Source organism: Streptomyces lydicus, assembly GCF_000717345.1.
In the GTDB taxonomy this organism is placed as follows: domain Bacteria; phylum Actinomycetota; class Actinomycetes; order Streptomycetales; family Streptomycetaceae; genus Streptomyces; species Streptomyces lydicus.
This window is the reverse complement of sequence record NZ_JNZA01000031.1, coordinates 26,328-44,115: the sequence shown is the minus strand read 5'-3', so window position 1 is coordinate 44,115 and position 17,788 is coordinate 26,328. Positions and strand designations below refer to the sequence as shown.

Genomic DNA, 17,788 nt, shown 5'->3' with positions numbered 1-17,788 from the left:
GTGAAGGTGCGAGATGAGCGGCGGGACCGGTTCCGATCCGGTGGACCGGGCACTGCTCCGGGCGATGCGGGAGACGCGGGCCTCCACGGCCGGTCTGTACGTGCTGGCGCGTGACGAGCCGGTGCTTCAGCTGACGGTGATGAGCGGCGTGCCGGCCCCGTTCCTGGCGCCCTGGAGCCGGGTGGCCCTGGCGGCCCCGATCCCGGTCGCCGTCGCCACCCGCCGGCAGCGGCTGGTGTGGGCCGGCGGCCATCAGCAGCTGGCCCGCGACTTCCCCCGTACGGCGGTGGCGGTCCCCTACGACTTCTCGCTGGCCGCGGCGCCGATCACCGAGGCCACCGTCCGGCTGGGCGCCTTGCTGCTGCTGTGGCCCGCGGGTCATCCGCCGCAGCTGTCGGCGGAGGAGAAGGCGGCGGTGGAGGCCGCCTGCGGGCGGCTGGCGGCCCTCCTGGCGGCCGGCCCCCGCCCCGACCGCCGCACCCCGCCACCCGACGCGCCGCGCGTCCTGGCGGTGCCGCCGGTGCGGACGGTCGACGCGGAGCAGGCGTTGGCGGCGGTCGACTACCTGGAACGGCTGCCCGGCGGCGCGTGCGCCCTGGACCTGGACGGCCGCATCACCCTGGTCACGACCGGCGCCATGGAGCTGCTCGGCGAGCAGGAGTCACGGCTGATCGGCGAGCGGCCGTGGGAGGCACTGCCGTGGCTGCGCGACCCGGCCTTCGAGGACCGCTACCGCGCCGCGGTGCTCAGCCGCCGGCCGGTGTCCTTCACCGCCCGGCACCCCTCGCACCAGTGGCTCACCTTCCGGCTCTTCCCGGACGGCCGGGGCCTGAGCGTCTGGATCAGCCGGTCGGGCAAGGACCACGGCCCGGTGGCGCCCTACCCGGCGGAGAGCGAGCCGGTGCCGGTACGGGCCGGGCAGATCTACCACGTGCTGCACCTGGCCGCGGCGCTCACCGAGGCCGTGGGGGTCCAGGACGTCGTCCATCTCGTCGCCGACCAGATCGTCCCGGCCTTCGGCGCCCAGGGCATGATCATGTACGCGGCGGAGGGCGGCCGGCTGCGCACGATCGGCTACCGCGGGTACTCCGCCGACGTCGTCGCCACCTTCGAGGGCGTCGCCCTCGGCGCCGCCAACAGCCCGGCGGTGCACGCACTGTCCACCGGTGAGCCCAGCTTCTACCCCTCCCCCGACGAGATCGAGAGCGACTACCCGGGCCTGCCGCACCTGACCGGAAAGGCGGCCCGGGCGGTGCTGCCGCTGATCGTCTCCGGCCGCCCGGTCGGCTGCTGCATCCTCTCCTACGTCCGGCCCCGCACCTTCAGCACCGAGGAACGCCAGGTCCTCACGTCCCTGGCCGGGCTGATCGCCCAGGCGCTGGACCGTGCCCGGCTGTACGACGCCAAGCAGCAGCTGGCGCACGACCTCCAGGCCGGGCTGCTGCCGCACAGCCTGCCCTCGGTGCCCGGGCTGGCCGTCGCCGCCCGGTATCTGCCGTCGGCGCGCGGTATGGACATCGGCGGTGACTTCTACGATCTGATCCGCCTCGACGAGCACCGAGTCGCCGCCGTCATCGGCGACGTCCAGGGGCACAACGCCGCGGCCGCCGCCCTCATGGGCCAGGCCCGTACCGCCGTGCACGCCCATGCCACCGCCGGCGCGTCACCCGGCGAGGTGCTGGCCCGGACGAACCGGCTGCTGACGGACCTCGACCCGGACCTGTTCACCAGCTGTCTGTACGTCCACATCGACCTGCGGACCCGGCGCGCGTGCCTGGCGAGCGCGGGCCATCCGCCGCCGATCCTCCGCCACCCCGACGGACACGCCGAGGTGTTGCGGGTCCCGCCGGGCCTGCTGCTGGGCATCGAGCCCGACGCCTCCTACGAAGCCACCGAGATCGGCCTTCCCCCGGGCTCCCTGCTCGCCCTCTACACGGACGGCCTGGTCGAGACGCCGGGCGTCGATCCGGACAGCGCCGTCGCCGCCCTCGCCGCCCGCCTCGACGGCGGACCGCCGCAGAGCCCCGACCGCCTCGCCGACGCCCTGCTGGCGCACCTGCACGCCGACGCGGCCCGGCAGGACGACGTGGCCCTGATGCTGCTGGCCTCCCAGCCGCCCGGCCGGACGCGTTCGGCGTGACCGGGTACGCAGGGCGCCATGGCGGCCATATCACTCCGAGGCACGTCCAGTTGACGGAGCGTCAGCGTCCTGACCGCCTCACCGTCCCTGTTCCACCAGCTCCTTGAACTGCTCCAGGTCGCTGCGGACGCCCCGTTCGATCGCGGACGCCTGGGCGAACCCCTTCGGGCCGCCGAACGCCTCCGTGATGGTGCCCGGCCGGTATTCGAACCGGGCCTGGATCCGGGTGTGCTCACCGTCGATCGGCAGCAGCGAGAAGGTCCCGGCCAGCTCGGGGCCGCTCGTGGTCCGCCACCGCATCACCTTGTCCTGGGGACGGTCGAGGATCTCGATCTCGTACTCCTGGGGGCGGCCGCCCGCGTCGACGTCGAGACGCGTCACCTCGCCCTCCGCGCGGGCCTCGCGCACGCCGTCCACGAACTGCGCATAGGACTCCGTGCGGTGCAGGCATTCCCAGGCGGTATCGAGGGGGACGTTGATGTCGATGTGTTCTTCGAGCGTGCTCATCAGGCACCTCACAGCTCGGCTCGTGGCTACCGGGTCACGTCTCCAGGGTGCGCCGCGCGGGGAGCGGAGGCGAGTGCGGTCGTGTCCTGCCGCACCGGCTCACGGTGCGCGGGTGAGGGCGATGACGGCCACGTCGTCGTCCAGGTTGCCGCCGGCGTGCCGGAGCAGATCGTCGTGGAGGCGGCTGACGAGGGACGGCGGATCGGTCTCGGCCCAGGAGGCGAGCCGGTCGGCCAGGGGGTAGAAGGAGCCGTCGGGGCCGCGGGCCTCGATCACCCCGTCGGTGTAGAGGAGCAGCAGCTCGCCGGGCCCGAAGCCGGCGTCCTCGACCTCGTAGTCGCTCTCCGACGGCGCGGTGAGGCCCAGCGGAAGCGCGGGCTCCCGGACCTCCAGGGTCCGTACGCCGTCGGGGGTGATCAGCAGGGGCGGCGGATGACCGCAGTTGATCATCGAGAGGCTGGGCGCGTCATGGCGGACGTCCAGGACCAGCGCGGTCACGAACGACTCCGCGGATTCGGGGTCGTCGCCCTTCCCGTGGACGGTGTTCCAGTACACCGAGTTCCCCAGGTGCGCCATGAGGGCGGGCAGCGAGAGGTTGCGGTAGGCGGAGCCGTGGAAGGCCCCGATCAGCACCGCGGCCTCCTCGATGGCGGCCAGGCCCTTGCCCCGTACGTCCCCGATGACCAGCCGCGTCGCGCCGGCGGCGGGCACCACCGCGTACAGGTCGCCGCCGATCTGGGCCTCGGCGTCGGCCGCGAGGTACGAGGACGCGATCCGCAGCGGCCCGATCCGCTCGGGCAGCGGCCGCATCAGCACCTGCTGTGCCGCGACGGCCACCGACTGCACCTTGGTGAGCCGCCGCTCACGCCGCTCGCGTACGTACCGCAGCAGCGTGACGAGCACGGAGATCACGACGAGCGCGGCGATCTGCGCCTGGTGGTTCGCGGTCGTCAGGCCGCCGTGCAGCTGCCCGATGAGGATCTGGGCGGCCACGGCGAGGGCACCGACGAGCCCGGTGAGGCGCGGCCCGGCGAAGGACGCGGTGATCGCCGGCGCGGCGACCAGGAACGGGCCGAGGTGGATCGTCGTCGGAGCGTTGATGTCGACCACCGTCACCCCCACGATGATCGCCAGCGGTACGACCAGCAGGCCGTGACTCGGCCGCCAGTCCCCGCCGACCCGGGTGAGACCGCGCCGGACGCTCATACCTCTTCTCTACACCTGGGACGACCGCCGCGCCGCACAGACCTCGGTCATCGACGGATCAGGGCGGGCGCCGGCCCAGCTGCCGGGCGCCCTCGGCCGGGCGGCCGACGCCGTGTCGCGGCCCTTGTTGGGGAAACGGACCTACGAGCGGAAACGGACCGACGGGGGGCGAGGCACGCACCGTCATGCCGCCGCCTAGCATGGGGCGGTGATGCCCAGCCGCCCGTACGCCCCGTACGCAGCGCCCCCGCCCGCCCGGCGGTGGCGCGCGCTGCTGGTGCTCGGACTGCTGGCGGGCCTGCTGGGCATGCACGCCCTCGCCCCCGTCATCGCCACGGCGTCCCCCTCCCCCGCCCACCACGTGCCGGGCGGGGCCACCCCGCACGGACACCAGCGGCCCGTCGGCGACACCGCGCACGGACACCGGGCGTCGACCGGGGTCACGGCGCACGCGCACTGCCCTGGAGCCGGCGACTGCGGCGGCGGGCACGTCCATCACGCGGACCCGACCTGTGCGTCCGCCGCCCTCGACGGGCCGCCCGCAGCCCCTGCCCTGGCCCCGTCCCCGCTCGGCCCCGTACGCCCCTCGCACGCGGCCGGCGGGGGCGGGCCGGCAAGGCAGCACTGCGGACGGGCCCCGCCCTCGCTGGCCGAACTCCAACTCCTGCGGATCTAGGAACGCCCGGGCGGCACACCCGTCCCCTGCGGGGCGTGCTGCTGCGCCGTGCCGCCCCAGAGGCATGTTCCGGCTTTTCCTTGCACTTCCGCTTCCTCAGGAGTTTCACGATGAAGACGACCCGTCCTGTCCTGCGCCGCCTCGCACTGGTTTCGGCAACGGCCGCCTCGGCGGTGCTGCTGGCCGCCTGCGGCGGCAACGACAGCGCCGGCCACACGGGGCACAACTCCCCTTCCGGGCCCGCCGCTTCGCCGCGCGCCTCGGCCCCGTCCGGTGCGCACAACGCCGCTGACGTGGCGTTCGCGAAGGGCATGATCCCGCACCACCGACAGGCGGTGGAGATGGCCGGTCTGGCCGCCAGCCGGGCCGCGTCGAGCCAGGTCAAGGAGCTCGCCACCACGATCATGAAGGCCCAGGAACCGGAGATCACGACGATGTCCGGGTGGCTGGCGGCCTGGGGCGAGCAGGTGCCCGCGAAGGGCTCCGGGGACCACTCCGGCATGACCGCCATGCCCGGCATGGACCACTCGGCGATGCCCGGGATGATGGACGCGAAGGAGATGGACGCGCTCAAGAAGAAGTCCGGCAAGGACTTCGACGCCTCGTTCCTGGAGATGATGGTGGCGCACCACCGCGGTGCGCTGCGGATGGCCGGCACCGAGAAGGCCGAGGGTGCCTACGGCCCGGCGAAGACGCTGGCCGAGTCCGTCATCAAGGGGCAGAGCGCGGAGATCACCCGGATGAACAAGCTGCTCGGCAAGGGCTGACACACGCGGCGGACGCCCCGGTGTCCCGCCTGGCCGTGGCCCGCACGGCTTGACCGTTTGCCCGCCGGCAGCCACCACGCTGCCGGCGGGCACCCACAGCCGTCACGAGGGGCGTCAGGCGTCGGTCATCCGCGGCATCTCGCCGGCCGTCGTACTCATGTCGATCACCGCGAAGGCCGCGCCCTGCGGGTCGCCGAGTGCGGCGAACCGGCCGAACGGGCTGTCCATGGGGCCGAAATGCAGCCGGCCGCCGAGTTTCTTGGTCTTGGCGACGGCCTCGTCGCAGTCCTCGACGTTGAAGTAGACCTGGATGTAGGAGGGGACCTGCTGCGGGAACTCGTCGCCCATCTTCATCCGGCCCAGGACCGGATTGTCGCGGCCGCCGATGCTGAACACCTTGAAGTCGATGCCCTGGGCGTCGGCGTCCTTACCGGGCTCCATTTTCCGCGCGGAATACGGGAAGACCTGGGTGAGGAACGCGTCGGTCTTCTCCGGGTCACGCGTGAACGCCTCGGCCCAGCAGTACGCGCCGGGCTCGCCCACCTTCTCGAACCCCTGGTGAACGCCCGCCTGCCAGATGCCGAGGACGGCGCCGCTGGGCTCTCTGGCGAGCGCCATCGACCCGAAGGTGCCAACCTGCATCGGTTCCATGAGCAGGGTGCCGCCCGCCTCCTTGATCTTGTCGGCGGTCTTCTGCACGTCCCTGGACGCGAAGTAGAGGCACCAGGCGGACGGTACGTCGTCGCCGCCGGGCATCGGCGGGACGACCGCGGCGACGGCCTTCCCGTCGGAATACGCCTGGGTGTAGTTGCCGTACTCGCCGGCCGCCTCACCGAAGGTCCAGCCCAGCACCTCGCCGTAGAAGCTCTTGGCGCCCTCGACGTCCTTGAACATGGCGTCCGCCCAGCAGGGGGCGCCTTCCGGGAATTCAGTCATGGTGTGACTCCCTCCTTTCCGGCCTTCCGGCTTCTCACGCTAGGTGCGCGGGAACCCGGCCGCGCGGGGAGGCGGCCGGCGGGTGGACCCGGCGGGGCCGGCGGCCGGCGTCCGGCGGGGCCACCGGCTCGTCCGGCGGGCCCGCAGGGTGCACAGTGGAGGGCGTGGGAGTCCAGCGGCACTTTGGCGGCTTGTGGCAGCCGTGGCAACCCAGTCATGCACTGCTGGTGATCCCCCTTGCGCTCATCGCGGGTATCACGATTCTCGACCTCAACGTCCCCGCCGACGTCCATCTGGGCCCCCTGCTCGTCGTCGCCCCCGCGCTCACCGCCTCCTTCGCCGGCCCGTGGCGCACGGGGGCGATCGGGCTACTGGCAGTCATGGCGCAGGCGTACATCGGCCTGCACTTCGGCGTGCTCTTCACCGAGCGCAATGTGATGATCCAGATCCTCGCCCTGTCGGTGCTCTCGGCCATGATCGTGTTCTTCTGTGTGGTGCGGGAGCGGCGTCAGCAGGAGCTGGCGAAGGTGCGGTCGGTGGCCGAGGCGGCGCAGAAGGCGCTGCTGCGTCCGCTCCCCCACCGGATCGGCCCGCTGCACATCGCGTCCCTGTATCTGGCCGCCGAGGAGGAGGCCGAGGTCGGCGGCGACCTGTACACCGCGACGCGCACCGACACCGGGACCCGCATGATCATCGGGGACGTCCGCGGGAAGGGCCTGGCCGCCATCGGGGAGTCCGCCCTGCTGCTCGGCGCGTTCCGTGAGACGGCGCACCAGCACCCGACGCTGCCGGCGCTGGCCGCCGCGCTGGACCGCAGCGTGGGGCGCTACCTGACCGACTTCATCGAGTCCGACCGCGACATCCCGGAACACTTCATCACCGCGCTGCTGCTGGAGATCCCGCACGAGGAGCCGGCCGCCCGGATGACCGACTGCGGGCACCCCCCGCCGCTGCTCCTGAGCCGGCACCGGGTCACGACCGTCCCGAGCCTCCATCCGGCGCCTCCGCTCGGAATGGGCGGGATGAGCGGGTCCGGGCCGGACCGTTACACCACCGACGAGATCGTCTTCGCGGCCGGTGACACGCTCCTGCTGTACACCGACGGCGTCACCGAGGCCCGCGACCGCAACGGTGCCTTCTATCCGCTCGCGCAACGCGTCGCCAACTGGACGTCGTGCGATCCGGAGTCGCTCCTGCACCACCTCCGGCTGGACCTCCTCGCCCACTGCCACGGTCATCTCGACGACGATGCCGCCCTCATCGCGATCCAGCGCACACCGGCGCCCCAGGCCCGCCACCGCCTCGGGACCTTCCGGCGTGCGGACGGCATCCGCCACTGAGCGCCCGCACCCGGCCCGGGTCGCCCCGGGACGCGCTCTCTTCGCGTCACGTGACCTTGAAGCCGGGAGCGCAGATACTGCCTGCGGGGTGGCGCCGCGTCCCGTACGGGTGCTGACCGCTCGTCAGGGGCGTCGGCGCCGGGCCGGGAGCGGCCCCGCCGTACTCCGCTCCCGAGCGCCGGGGGCCGTCCGCATCGAGAACATCCGACAGCTGCTCCAGATACCTGCTCCGGACCTGGGAAGGCACAGGCCAGAGGCTCGACCGCTCATCTCACCAGGAGGTACTCATGAAGATGTTGATCAACGTTGCCGAGACCGTGGTCGCCGACGCGTTGCGCGGGATGGCCGCGGCGCACCCGGAACTGGTGGTGGACGCCGAGAACCGGGTGATCGTGCGGCGGGACGCGCCGGTGGCGGACAAGGTGGCGCTGGTGTCCGGGGGCGGGAGCGGGCACGAGCCGCTGCACGGGGGGTTCGTCGGGCCGGGGATGCTGGACGCGGCGTGCCCCGGGGAGGTGTTCACCTCGCCGGTGCCGGATCAGATGGTGCGGGCCGCGGCGGCCGTGGACAGCGGTAAGGGCGTGCTGTTCGTGGTGAAGAACTACACGGGGGACGTGCTGAACTTCCAGATGGCGGCGGAGCTGGCGGAGGACGAGGGCATCCAGGTCGCCAGTGTGCTGGTCAATGACGATGTGGCGGTGAATGACTCGACGTTCACGGCGGGGCGGCGCGGCACGGGGGCGACGCTGTTCGTGGAGAAGATCGCCGGGGCGGCGGCCGAGGAGGGGATGCCGCTGGAGCGGGTGGAGGCGCTGGCGCGGCAGGTGGTGGAGTCCTCGCGCAGCTTCGGGGTGGCGCTCAGCGCCTGTTCGACGCCGGCCAAGGGCAGCCCGACGTTCGATCTTCCGGCCGGTGAGCTGGAGTTGGGGGTCGGGATCCACGGTGAGCCGGGGCGGGAGCGGCGCGCGATGATGACGTCGCACGAGATCGCGGACGTCGCGGTGGACGCGGTACTGGAGGACCTGGATCCGCGGCTGCCGGTCCTGGTGCTGGTGAACGGCATGGGGGCCACGCCGCTGCTGGAGCTGTACGGGTTCAATGCGGAGGTGCGCCGGGTGCTGGACGAGCGGGACGTGGCGGTGGCCCGTACGCTCGTCGGGAACTATGTGACGTCGCTGGACATGGCGGGCGTCTCGGTGACGCTGTGCCAGGTGGACGGGGAGCTGCTGCGGTTGTGGGACGCACCGGTGGAGACGGCCGGGCTCCGCTGGGGACGGTGAGGCCCGTCGGCGCCCGGGGAGCCGTTCCGGGCGTCCGTCCGCCGGCAGCCGGGGCCGGCCGGCGCCCCGGTCCGGACCAGGGCCCTGCCGGCATCCACCGGGGTGCGGGGTTCGCCCGGTGTCCGGGGTTCGTCCGGTGCCCGGCGGGGAAGCAGTGCCGGCATCGTCGATCAATGAGCTCACGACCGAAGGAGAGTAGCCCGTGTCCGAAACGGCCCTGGATGCCGCGTTCTTCGTACGCTGGATGACGGCCGCGGCCGCCGCCGTCGACCGGGAGGCGGAGCGGCTCACCGAGCTGGATTCGGCCATCGGTGACGCCGACCACGGCACCAACATGCAGCGGGGATTCGCGGCCGTGGTGAAGGCGGTGACCGAGGGCGAGGCCCCGGAAACGCCCGGCGCCGTGCTGACCGCGGCCGGGCGGCAGCTGATCTCAAGTGTGGGCGGAGCGGCCGGGCCGCTGTACGGGACGCTGCTGCGGCGGACCGGGAAGGCGCTGGGCGACGCCGCGCAGGTGTCGGCGGAGGAGCTGCGGGCCGGGCTCAGCGCCGGGGTGGACGCGGTGGGCCAGCTCGGCGGGTCGGCGCCCGGTGACAAGACGATGCTCGACGCGCTGGTGCCGGGGGTGGCGGCGCTGGAGACCTCGTTCGAGGCGGCGGCCACGGCGGCGCAGGAAGGTGCGGTGGCGACCGTACCGCTGCAGGCCAGGAAGGGCAGGGCCAGCTATCTGGGCGAGCGCAGCATCGGGCACGAGGATCCGGGTGCGGCCTCGTCGGCGCTGCTGCTCGCGGCGCTCGCGGAGGTGGCGAAGTGAGCGCGGCGGACGCGGCCGGCGAGTCGCTGGTCGGGGTGGTGCTGGTGTCGCACAGCGGCCCGGTCGCCGACTCGGTGGCGGCGCTGGCGCGCGGCCTGGCCGGGGCCGCTGCCGGGGCGCCGGTGGCGTCCGCGGGCGGTACGCCGGACGGTGGCCTGGGGACGAGTTCGGAGCTGATCGCCGAGGCGGCGCGGAGCGTGGACCGTGGCGCCGGGGTGGCGCTCCTGGTCGACCTGGGCAGCGCGGTGCTGACCGTCAAAGCCCTGATCGCCGAGGGCGACGAACTCCCGGAGGGCTCGCGGCTGGTGGACGCGCCGTTCGTGGAGGGGGCGGTGGCCGCGGTGGTGACCGCCTCGACGGGGGCGGACCTGGACGCGGTCGCGGCGGCTGCCGGGGAGGCGTACGGCTACCGGAAGGAGTGACCGCGGCGGGCGTCGGGGGGCCGCCGGCGACACGGGCGGCAGGCGCGGGGCTGCTTCGCGTCGGCCGGCCCTCCCGCTCAGGGCTTGCGGGCCAGGCCCGCGTAGCAGGCGGCCTCCGCGTCGGTGACGTGGGTGGCGTCCTCGGGGCGGTCGGGGCGCCACTGGTGGGAGAGGGTGACGCCCGGGTCGAGCAGCTCCCAGCCGTCGAAGAAGCGGAGGAAGGCGGCGCGGGAGCGGAACTGCAGGACGGTCCCGGCGTCCGCGTAGATCTCGTTGATCTTCCGCATCGCCTCGGGGTCGAAGTCCGCCGTGGCGTGGGTCATGGCGAGGACGGAGCCGCTGGGGAGTGCGGCCTTGAGGGTTTCGACGATGGCGTGGGCCCGGTCCCGGCCGTCGTCGGTGACGAAGTGCATCAGGGCGTTGAGGCTGAGCGCGACCGGGCGGGTCAGGTCGAGGGTGTCGCGGAGCCGGGGTGCGGCGAGGATGCCCTCGGGGTCGGTGACATCGGCCTGGACGTAGGCGGTGCGGCCCTCGGGCGTGCTGAGCAGGAGGGCCGCGGCGTGCGCGAGGACGATGGGGTCGTTGTCGGTGTAGACGACCCGGGCGTCGGGGGCGACGGCCTGGGCGATGTCGTGGAGATTGGGGCCGGTGGGGATGCCGGTGCCGATGTCGAGGAACTGCCGCAGACCGGTTTCGGCCAGGAAGCGGGTGGCCCGGTGCATGAACTCGCGGTTGATGCGCGCGGCGACCAGCGCGGCGGGGAAGACGCCCAGCACGCTGCCGCCGGCACCTCGGGGCCCGGTCAGCGGTGCACGGCAAACGGAACGAGGACTGCTCGTGAGCGCAGACCGGGACCGACTTCTGCCGGCGTGCGCCCCGGCGCACGCCCGTACTGCGGAGTTAGCCGCACTCGCCCGCTGCCCACCCCGGTCCTTCGTACCGGTCTCGTCCGACCGGCAACTGTCCATAACGTTCGAGGCGTTCCTCGCCACGCACGCCCGCAAGTGGCTGACGTACGCCTACCTCCACACGGGCAGCGAGACCGCGGCCCGCGAGGTCACGCTGGCGGCTTACGAGCAGCTCGGGCAGCTGTGGGCGCACGCGCTGCGGCAGGCGTCGGTGGAGGCGTACGCGTGGTCGGTGCTCAAGGAGCGGGTGGTGGAGTGGCTCTACGACCACCAGCAGCCCACCGCGCTCACCGAGACCGCCGCGTTCGCCGTCGTCACCCAGGCCCTGTTGCGCGAGTGCCAGCAGCAATTCGCCATGCTGGAGAGCCAGTTGGGTCTCTACGCGGCCATCGCCAGACTGCCGGAGCGGCAGTGCGACGTGATCGTGCTGCGGCACGTCATCGGCTACAGCGACGCCCAGATCGGCGCGCTGCTCGGCGTCGACGAGGTCTCCGTCCGCTCCTACGCGAGCCGCGGCAAGCGCAAGCTCGCCGCGGCGCTCGGCATCGATCAGGGAAACTGCAGGGGGAACTGAACCATGGTGCACCACCGTCCGGCCGGCCGCCGGGAGACCGTCGAGACGCTGCTGAGTGCCGCCGCCGCGGTGTCCGGCATCGAGGGCCTGGCCGGTTTCTGCGATCTCGACGACAAGGGGGCACTCGGCGGTCTCGAAGTGCCCGCCGGACCCGCGCGGCCCGGCGCGGCGCAGGCCGCGGGGGTGGCGGTGCTGCCGGCCCGCACCGACCGGGGGGCGCCCAGCGCCTACCCCAGCGCCCGCGACGAGGCCACCCATGAACTCCAGCTGGCGTGCGCGCTGGTCGTCAACGCCGCGGCGGCCGCCGCCAGCCTGGAGCGGCTGGTCAACGACCACCACATCGACCCCGAGGGCGCGTTGGTCTTCGCCTGCTTGCTGCACATCACCGGGCGCGACGACGCGGCGCACTTCTGGTGGCACTTCGGCGCGGGGGCCGGCAGCCGGACCGCGGCCTACTGCCTGTATCTCTCGCACCGCCGCAACGGCGAGTACCGCGACGCCGCCTACTGGCGGGAGCAGGCGGCCCACGCCCCCGACGAGGAGCGCCGGTCCGCGGCGGCGTTCGACGAGCGGCAGTTGCTGCCGGACGCGGCCCGGCACAACCTGCTCGTGCAGTGGCACAGCGGGCTCGCCCCGACCTTGCCGACGGCCCTGGAGAACGTGATCAACCGGCTTGTGGTGGACGGTGACGACGAGGACTTCGGGGAGATCCCGCGCCCCTCCCCCACCCTCGTCCAGGACCTCGGCCGGCCCAACTGACGGTTCCTCAGAGGAAGTTGACGCCCTGGGCGAGCGGGAGGTCGGCGGAGTAGTTGACGGTGTTGGTGGCGCGGCGCATGTAGGCGCGCCACGCGTCGGAACCGGACTCCCGGCCGCCGCCGGTCTCCTTCTCGCCGCCGAAGGCACCGCCGATCTCCGCGCCCGACGTGCCGATGTTGACGTTGGTGATGCCGCAGTCGGAGCCGTCGGCGGCGAGGAAGCGTTCGGCTTCGCGCAGGTCACCGGTGAAGATGCTGGAGGACAGGCCCTGCGGGACGTCGTTGTTCAGGGCGACGGCCTCGTCGAGGGTGCGGTAGGTCAGGGCGTACAGGATGGGCGCGAAGGTCTCGGTGCGGACGATGTCGGTCTGTTCGGGCATCCGGACGACCGCCGGCCGGACGTAGGCGGCGTCCGGCGCGGCGTCCGCCAGGCACCGCTCACCGCCGGTCAGCAGCTTGCCGCCGGCGCGCTGCGCGGCGGCCAGCGCCTCGGACATCGCCGTGTGGGCGGCCGGGTTGACGAGCGGGCCGACGAGCGTGGCCGGGTCGAACGGGTCGCCCAGCGGCAGCTGCCCGTAGGCGTGCACGACGCGCTCCAGGAGGCGGTCGGCGATGTCCTCGTGGACGATCAGCCGGCGCAGCGTGGTGCAGCGCTGGCCGGCGGTGCCGGCGGCGGAGAAGACGATGCCGCGGACGGTGAGGTCGAGGTCGGCGGAGGGGGTGACCACGGCGGCGTTGTTGCCGCCGAGTTCGAGCAGGCAGCGGCCGAAGCGGGCCGCCACCCGGGGCGCGACCTGCCGGCCCATGGCGACCGAGCCGGTCGCGCTGACCAGCGCCACCCGGGGGTCGTCGACCAGCCGCCGGCCGCACTCCCGGGCGCCGAGCAGCAGCCGGTGCACCCCTGCCGGCGCGGCCACGTCGGCGGCGGCCCGGGCGAGCAGTCCGTCGCAGGCCAGGGCGGTGAGCGGGGTCAGCTCCGACGGCTTCCACACCACGGTGTCGCCGCAGACCAGGGCGACGGCGGTGTTCCAGGACCACACGGCGACCGGGAAGTTGAAGGCGGAGACGACACCGACCACGCCGAGCGGGTGCCAGCTCTCGGAGAGCCGGTGGCCGGGGCGTTCGCCGGCGATGGTGCGCCCGTAGAGCTGGCGGGACAGGCCCACCGCGAAGTCGCAGATGTCGATCATCTCCTGGACCTCGCCGAGCGCCTCGGAGCGGATCTTGCCGGCCTCGATGGTGACGAGGTCGGCGAGGTCCTCCCGGTGGGCGGCGAGGAGTTCCCCGAGCCGTTTGACCAGTGCGCCGCGGCGCGGGGCGGGCACGGTGCGCCAGTCCTGGAACGTGCGGTGCGCCTCGGCGATCGCCGCGTGGGGGGGGCGGGCGCCGGGGGGGGGGGGGGGGGGGCCGGGGGGGGGGGGGGGGGGGGGGGGCGGGGGGGGGGGGGGGGGGGGGGGGGCGGCGGGCATGTCGGGCTCCTCGGGTCGGGTGGCGGGTGACGGGTGACGGGTGTCCGGTGGCGGGTGGCGGTCGGGGTCGGACGGTCAGGGCTCGAAGGTCACGGGCGGTCCGCGGTGGTGGTGCCGGGTGCGGTGCCGGTCGGTTCGCTACCGGTCACCTCGGCCGGTCGGTGTGGTGTCGATCAGTTCGCCGTGGTCCAGGGCGCGGAGCGCGGCGCCCGCCTGGAGCGTGAACAGCGCCTGCCGCAGCGAACGATCCTGCTGCCGGGCGTAGAGCGTGAACGGGTCGTGCACCGGCCGCCCGACGGCCTCGGCGAGGCGGTGCGCGTCGAACGGGGTGCCTGCCAGGTCGGCGTCGCGGGTGCCCTCGCCGGTCAGGTTGGAGCGAAAGATGCCGGCGGCGGAGCGGGGCAGGAAGTCCTCGTAGACGACGGGGTGGGCGGTGAGCCATCCGTGGGTGAGCAGTCCGGTCAGGTCGGCGGGCGGGCACCGGCCGTCCCGGGGCCGCCCGGCCACCGGGCGGTAGGTGAAGAACGCCTGGTGGCTGACGGCGAGTTGGTGTTCGGAGCCGGGGAAGCCCCGTTGCCACAGGCTGCGGGCGGTCTCCTGCCGGTCGGCGTCGGGGCGCAGCGCCATCCGGCGGTCCGTCTCGGCCATGAGGTGGTCGTAGCGTGCCCGGCCCGCACGGGTCAGGGCGACGCCGCGCGCCTCGACCTCGCCGAAGCGGACCCGTAGCGAGCCGGGCGTGACGCTGCCGTCGGGCTCGCGGAAGGCGCGGGTCTCGGCCAGCGCCCGGAAGGAGGTCTGGCGCAGCAGGACGTCGGGGCCGTCCCAGCGGGGTGGCCCCTGGATCCGGTCGATCATGGTGATGCCGCGCTCGCCCATCCGGCGGTAGAGGGCGTCAATGTCCAGGACGCGCGGGGTGAGGTGGTTGATGTGGGTGGCCGCGACTCCCCCGATGTCGGCGGCGACGGCGGAGACCCGTTCCAGTTCGGCGTACCAGGCGCGGTCGACGGGCTCCGGGGAGAGTTCGAACGCGGCGACCGCCTGCGTCAGGAAGCGTTCGGCCTGGTCGGCGGGGAGTCCGGCGTCCGCCTCGGCGCGTTCGGCGAGGCGGAGGAGTTCGGGCGGGAAGAGCTGCCGGCGGGCGAGGAAGGCGTCGAGCCGGGCTTCCAGGTCCGGGTCGAAGAAGCGGCGGTCGCCGGTGGTCAGCAGCGAGGTGAAGACCCGGAAGGGGTTGCGGTCCAGTTCGTCGGGGTCGGTCGGCCGGAAAGCGGTGGAGACGACGGGTACCGCGCCCTCCCCGTCCCGCAGGTCGTAGAAGCCGACCGGGTGCATGCCGAGCGCGGCGAAGATCTGGGCGGCCTGCCGGAGTTCCTCCGGGGTGCCGACCCGGATGGCGCCGTGGCGCTCGGCGGTGACCCGGTCGATGCTGCCGAACCGGGCGGCGTCCGGGTCGCGGGCGGCGACCTCGTCGTTGACCTGTCCGGCGACCTCCAGCAGCGTGGTGTACGCGGGGACTTCGGTGCCGTACATGGCGGACAGCCGCTGGGCGAACGCGGCGCGCAGTTGCCAGGTGGGGACCATACGCAGCTCCGGGGCGGGGTGGCGGGCGGGTGGGGGTCAGATGATGTGGGCCTCGGGCCGGGCCGCGTGGGCCTCGCCGTCGAAGCGGGTGGCGGCGAGCGGACCGATGTCGAGGAACGGTTCGCGGCCGAGGTAGAGGTCGCGGACCAGCTCTCCCACGGCGGGGGCCTGGAGGAAGCCGTGGCCGGAGAAGCCGGTGGCGTAGAGGAACCGGCCGGGGCGGGCGGCCTCGCCGATGAGCGCGTTGCGGTCGGGGGTCATCTCGTAGAGGCCGGCCCAGCCGCCGACGACCGGAAGGCGGGCCAGCTCCGGCGCCCGGCGGGCCGCGGCGGCGCGGAACGGGTCCAGCCACTCGCGGGTGAAGTCCCGTCCGAATCCCGGCTGTTGGCGGGGGTCGGAGAAGCCCATCAGCAGTCCGCCGGCGCCGTCGTCGTGGAAGTAGAGGGTGGAGTCGAAGTCGAGGGTGAAGGGGATGCGGGGCGGGGCCGGGCGCAGCGGGCCGGTGAAGGCGATCTGCCGGCGCAGCGGGGTGACGGGCAGGTCGACGCCGGCCATCGCGCCGATGGCACCGGACCAGGCGCCGGCGCAGCAGATGACGGTGTCGGTGCGGACGGTGCCGTGCGGGGTGCGGACCGCCCGCAGCGCGCCGTCGGCGGTGTCGAGGGCGGTGACCGGGCAGTGGCTGCGGACGGTCGCGCCGAGCCGGCGGGCCGCGCCCAGGTAGCCGGTGACCGCGGCGCCGGGCAGCGCGTAGCCGTCGGTGGGTGACCAGGCGGCGGCGACGATGCCGGCCGGGTCGAGGTAGGGGCACAGGGCGTGGGCGGCGCGCGGGGTGAGCAGGCGGCTGGGCACGCCGTGGGCGTTCTGGGTGTGCACCCCCTCGGTGAAGGTGGCCAGTTCGCGGTCGTCGCCGAGGAGGAAGAGGTAGCCGACCGGGGTGAGGCCGACGTCGGCGCCGGGCCGCCGGGCGAAGTCCCGCCAGGCGTCCAGACTGCGCAGGCCGAGCCGGATGTTGAGCGGGTCGGAGAACTGGGCGCGGACGCCGCCGAGGGGTTTGCCGGACGAGCCGGACGCGGGGTGGTCGCGCTCCAGCAGGAGGACGCGGGCGACGCCCGCCTCGGCGAGGTGGAACGCGATGCTCGCCCCGATGACGCCGCCGCCGATGATCACGACGTCGGCCTGCTCGGGGAGGGGGGCCAGTGCTTCGGCCGAAGCCGTGGTGGGAGTCATCCGGGCCGCCTTCCCGTCCGCGTGTTCCGGACGGAGTGGGAGAGGACGCGGGAACAGGAACGGTGGTGCGGGTACGGGTTCCGGTGCGGCGCCGTGCACCGTGGTGGTGATGCTGCCGGGCGGACACGGGCCGCGTCCATGCACAGTTGCTGGACGCGATCTGTTAAGGGTTCTGGGCGTCAGGGGGGTTTGGCAAGGCGGCGCACGGGGGCGGGGTGGTGCGCCGCCGCGTGGGTAGGGTGCGGCCATGGAACTGCCGGCCGTGCAGCTCAGGACGCTGCTGGAGCTGACCCGCAGCGGCACGATGACCGCGGCGGCCGCGGCCCTGGGCTACACACCGGGCGCGGTGTCGCAGCACATCGCGGCGCTGGAGCGGGCCACCGGCGCGGAGCTGGTGCGGCGGACCGGGCGGCGGGTGGCGCTGACGGACGCCGGGCACACCCTCGCCGTGCACGCGGAGCGGATCCTGGCGGCGCAGGCCGAGGCGGTGGCGGCGCTGGAGCGCGGCCGGGGCGAGCTGCGGGCGCGGCTGCGGCTGGGGGTCTTCGGTACGGCGGCGGCCGTGCTGCTGCCGCCGGCGCTGCGGCGGCTGGGCACCCGGCACCCGGGGGTGCGGGTGGAGAGCCGTGAGGTGGAGGTGGACCAGGCGTATGCGGAGGTGTGTGCCGGGCGGGTGGAACTGGCGCTCGGGCTGGACTACCCCGACGCGCCGCTCGTCCGGGACGGTGCGGTGGAGTTGGTGCGGCTGCGCTCGGAGCGGTTCTCGCTGGCCGTGCCGGAGGGGCGGCCGCCCTGGGAGACGCGGGCCGGGTCCGCGGGCGCGGCGCCGGTGCCGCTCGCGGAGGCCGCCGGCTGCGACTGGATCCTGCCGGCGGCCGGCTCGTACTACGGACAGGCGGTCCGCGCGGTGTGCCGGCGGGCCGGTTTCGAGCCACGGGTGGCGCACGAGGTGACCGACACCGCGACCTCGCTGGCGATGGTCGGGGCGGGGCTGGGTGTGGCGCCGCTGACGGAGCTGATGCTGCGGCTGCGCTCGGCGGGCATCGTCGCGGTGCCGTTGCGGGAGTCGGTCGTCCGGCACGTCGTGGTGGCGGTGGGCGCCGAGGCGCGCCGGCGTCCTTCGGTGGCGGCGCTGATCGACGCGCTGCGGGAGGGCGCCACCCCGTAGGGGACGGAGCGGGTC

At 74.0% G+C, this 17,788-nt stretch carries 16 protein-coding genes and 1 pseudogene; 10 read left to right on the top strand and 7 right to left on the bottom strand.

Annotated elements, in window-relative coordinates:
- Positions 1–13 precede the first annotated feature (13 nt).
- The gene (locus OO62_RS26155; RefSeq protein WP_033270034.1) at positions 14–2,140 is read left to right on the top strand and encodes a SpoIIE family protein phosphatase; all 2,127 of its coding nucleotides are present in this window, start codon (positions 14–16) and stop codon (positions 2,138–2,140) included.
- A 78-nt stretch (positions 2,141–2,218) separates the two neighbouring features.
- Here OO62_RS26155 and OO62_RS26150 read toward each other — a convergent pair whose 3' ends face one another.
- The gene (locus OO62_RS26150) at positions 2,219–2,647 is read right to left on the bottom strand and encodes an SRPBCC family protein (protein ID WP_033270033.1); all 429 of its coding nucleotides are present in this window, start codon (positions 2,645–2,647) and stop codon (positions 2,219–2,221) included.
- A gap of 99 nt (positions 2,648–2,746) precedes the next feature.
- On the bottom strand, positions 2,747–3,853 hold the full coding sequence (locus OO62_RS26145) for a PP2C family protein-serine/threonine phosphatase (RefSeq protein WP_033270032.1): 1,107 nt from the start codon (positions 3,851–3,853) through the stop codon (positions 2,747–2,749).
- Positions 3,854–4,064: 211 nt separating this feature from the next.
- Between OO62_RS26145 and OO62_RS26140 the strand changes: the two genes are divergently transcribed.
- Complete coding sequence (locus tag OO62_RS26140) at positions 4,065–4,529, top strand: DUF6153 family protein (protein ID WP_206738509.1); 465 nt, start codon at positions 4,065–4,067, stop codon at positions 4,527–4,529.
- Positions 4,530–4,639: 110 nt separating this feature from the next.
- On the top strand, positions 4,640–5,296 hold the full coding sequence (locus OO62_RS26135) for a DUF305 domain-containing protein (protein ID WP_033270031.1): 657 nt from the start codon (positions 4,640–4,642) through the stop codon (positions 5,294–5,296).
- Positions 5,297–5,410: 114 nt separating this feature from the next.
- On the opposite strand, the gene OO62_RS26130 is transcribed toward OO62_RS26135, so the two are convergent.
- A complete protein-coding gene (locus tag OO62_RS26130; RefSeq protein ID WP_033270030.1) occupies positions 5,411–6,232 on the bottom strand; it encodes a VOC family protein in 822 nt (273 codons plus the stop codon).
- Positions 6,233–6,456: 224 nt separating this feature from the next.
- Here OO62_RS26130 and OO62_RS26125 point away from each other — a divergent pair, with 224 nt between their 5' ends.
- The 4 genes from OO62_RS26125 to OO62_RS26110 all read left to right on the top strand — a co-directional run bounded on the left by OO62_RS26125 (position 6,457) and on the right by OO62_RS26110 (position 10,088).
- Positions 6,457–7,572: a PP2C family protein-serine/threonine phosphatase gene (locus OO62_RS26125; protein ID WP_228332623.1), complete on the top strand. Its 1,116-nt coding sequence runs from the start codon at positions 6,457–6,459 to the stop codon at positions 7,570–7,572.
- 287 nt (positions 7,573–7,859) lie between these two features.
- A complete protein-coding gene (gene dhaK, locus OO62_RS26120) occupies positions 7,860–8,852 on the top strand; it encodes a dihydroxyacetone kinase subunit DhaK (protein ID WP_033270029.1) in 993 nt (330 codons plus the stop codon).
- Positions 8,853–9,096: 244 nt separating this feature from the next.
- Positions 9,097–9,666: a dihydroxyacetone kinase subunit DhaL gene (dhaL, locus tag OO62_RS26115; protein ID WP_033270130.1), complete on the top strand. Its 570-nt coding sequence runs from the start codon at positions 9,097–9,099 to the stop codon at positions 9,664–9,666.
- The gene (locus tag OO62_RS26110) at positions 9,663–10,088 is read left to right on the top strand and encodes a PTS-dependent dihydroxyacetone kinase phosphotransferase subunit DhaM (RefSeq protein ID WP_033270028.1); all 426 of its coding nucleotides are present in this window, start codon (positions 9,663–9,665) and stop codon (positions 10,086–10,088) included. The genes dhaL and OO62_RS26110 overlap by 4 nt, the downstream gene beginning before the upstream one ends.
- 77 nt (positions 10,089–10,165) lie before the next feature.
- Here the strand turns inward: OO62_RS26110 and OO62_RS26105 are convergent, their stop codons facing one another.
- Positions 10,166–10,864 (bottom strand): SAM-dependent methyltransferase, encoded by a 699-nt coding sequence (locus tag OO62_RS26105; protein WP_228332393.1) that lies wholly within the window; start codon positions 10,862–10,864, stop codon positions 10,166–10,168.
- A gap of 61 nt (positions 10,865–10,925) precedes the next feature.
- On the opposite strand from OO62_RS26105, the gene OO62_RS26100 reads away from it, so the two are divergent.
- Together OO62_RS26100 and OO62_RS26095 are read left to right on the top strand one after the other, a co-directional pair.
- Positions 10,926–11,570 (top strand): RNA polymerase sigma factor, encoded by a 645-nt coding sequence (locus tag OO62_RS26100; protein ID WP_033270128.1) that lies wholly within the window; start codon positions 10,926–10,928, stop codon positions 11,568–11,570.
- Positions 11,571–11,573: 3 nt separating this feature from the next.
- Positions 11,574–12,329: a hypothetical protein gene (locus OO62_RS26095; protein ID WP_033270027.1), complete on the top strand. Its 756-nt coding sequence runs from the start codon at positions 11,574–11,576 to the stop codon at positions 12,327–12,329.
- A gap of 7 nt (positions 12,330–12,336) precedes the next feature.
- On the opposite strand, the pseudogene amaB reads toward OO62_RS26095, so the two are convergent.
- The 3 genes and pseudogenes from amaB to OO62_RS26080 all read right to left on the bottom strand — a co-directional run.
- A pseudogene (gene amaB / locus OO62_RS26090) lies at positions 12,337–13,695 on the bottom strand (L-piperidine-6-carboxylate dehydrogenase); the annotation flags it as partial.
- A gap of 240 nt (positions 13,696–13,935) precedes the next feature.
- Positions 13,936–15,375: a 2-oxoadipate dioxygenase/decarboxylase gene (gene hglS, locus OO62_RS26085; RefSeq protein ID WP_051733602.1), complete on the bottom strand. Its 1,440-nt coding sequence runs from the start codon at positions 15,373–15,375 to the stop codon at positions 13,936–13,938.
- Between the two features lie 36 nt (positions 15,376–15,411).
- Positions 15,412–16,605, bottom strand: coding sequence for an NAD(P)/FAD-dependent oxidoreductase (locus OO62_RS26080; RefSeq protein ID WP_051733601.1), 1,194 nt, complete (start codon positions 16,603–16,605; stop codon positions 15,412–15,414).
- Positions 16,606–16,852: 247 nt separating this feature from the next.
- Here OO62_RS26080 and OO62_RS26075 point away from each other — a divergent pair, with 247 nt between their 5' ends.
- The gene (locus OO62_RS26075) at positions 16,853–17,773 is read left to right on the top strand and encodes a LysR family transcriptional regulator (RefSeq protein WP_033270026.1); all 921 of its coding nucleotides are present in this window, start codon (positions 16,853–16,855) and stop codon (positions 17,771–17,773) included.
- Positions 17,774–17,788: the final 15 nt, after the last annotated feature.

What these genes read in the sequence shown, in the direction of transcription:
- OO62_RS26155 (WP_033270034.1), top strand. Translation starts at nt 14, where the DNA reads ATGAGCGGCGGGACCGGTTCCGATCCGGTGGACCGGGCACTGCTCCGG.
- OO62_RS26140 (WP_206738509.1), top strand. Translation starts at nt 4,065, where the DNA reads ATGCCCAGCCGCCCGTACGCCCCGTACGCAGCGCCCCCGCCCGCCCGG.
- OO62_RS26145 (WP_033270032.1), bottom strand. Translation starts at nt 3,853, where the DNA reads ATGAGCGTCCGGCGCGGTCTCACCCGGGTCGGCGGGGACTGGCGGCCG.
- hglS (WP_051733602.1), bottom strand. Translation starts at nt 15,375, where the DNA reads ATGGTCCCCACCTGGCAACTGCGCGCCGCGTTCGCCCAGCGGCTGTCC.
- dhaK (WP_033270029.1), top strand. Translation starts at nt 7,860, where the DNA reads ATGAAGATGTTGATCAACGTTGCCGAGACCGTGGTCGCCGACGCGTTG.
- dhaL (WP_033270130.1), top strand. Translation starts at nt 9,097, where the DNA reads ATGACGGCCGCGGCCGCCGCCGTCGACCGGGAGGCGGAGCGGCTCACC.
- OO62_RS26135 (WP_033270031.1), top strand. Translation starts at nt 4,640, where the DNA reads ATGAAGACGACCCGTCCTGTCCTGCGCCGCCTCGCACTGGTTTCGGCA.
- OO62_RS26150 (WP_033270033.1), bottom strand. Translation starts at nt 2,647, where the DNA reads ATGAGCACGCTCGAAGAACACATCGACATCAACGTCCCCCTCGATACC.
- OO62_RS26130 (WP_033270030.1), bottom strand. Translation starts at nt 6,232, where the DNA reads ATGACTGAATTCCCGGAAGGCGCCCCCTGCTGGGCGGACGCCATGTTC.
- OO62_RS26075 (WP_033270026.1), top strand. Translation starts at nt 16,853, where the DNA reads ATGGAACTGCCGGCCGTGCAGCTCAGGACGCTGCTGGAGCTGACCCGC.
- OO62_RS26095 (WP_033270027.1), top strand. Translation starts at nt 11,574, where the DNA reads ATGGTGCACCACCGTCCGGCCGGCCGCCGGGAGACCGTCGAGACGCTG.
- OO62_RS26080 (WP_051733601.1), bottom strand. Translation starts at nt 16,605, where the DNA reads ATGACTCCCACCACGGCTTCGGCCGAAGCACTGGCCCCCCTCCCCGAG.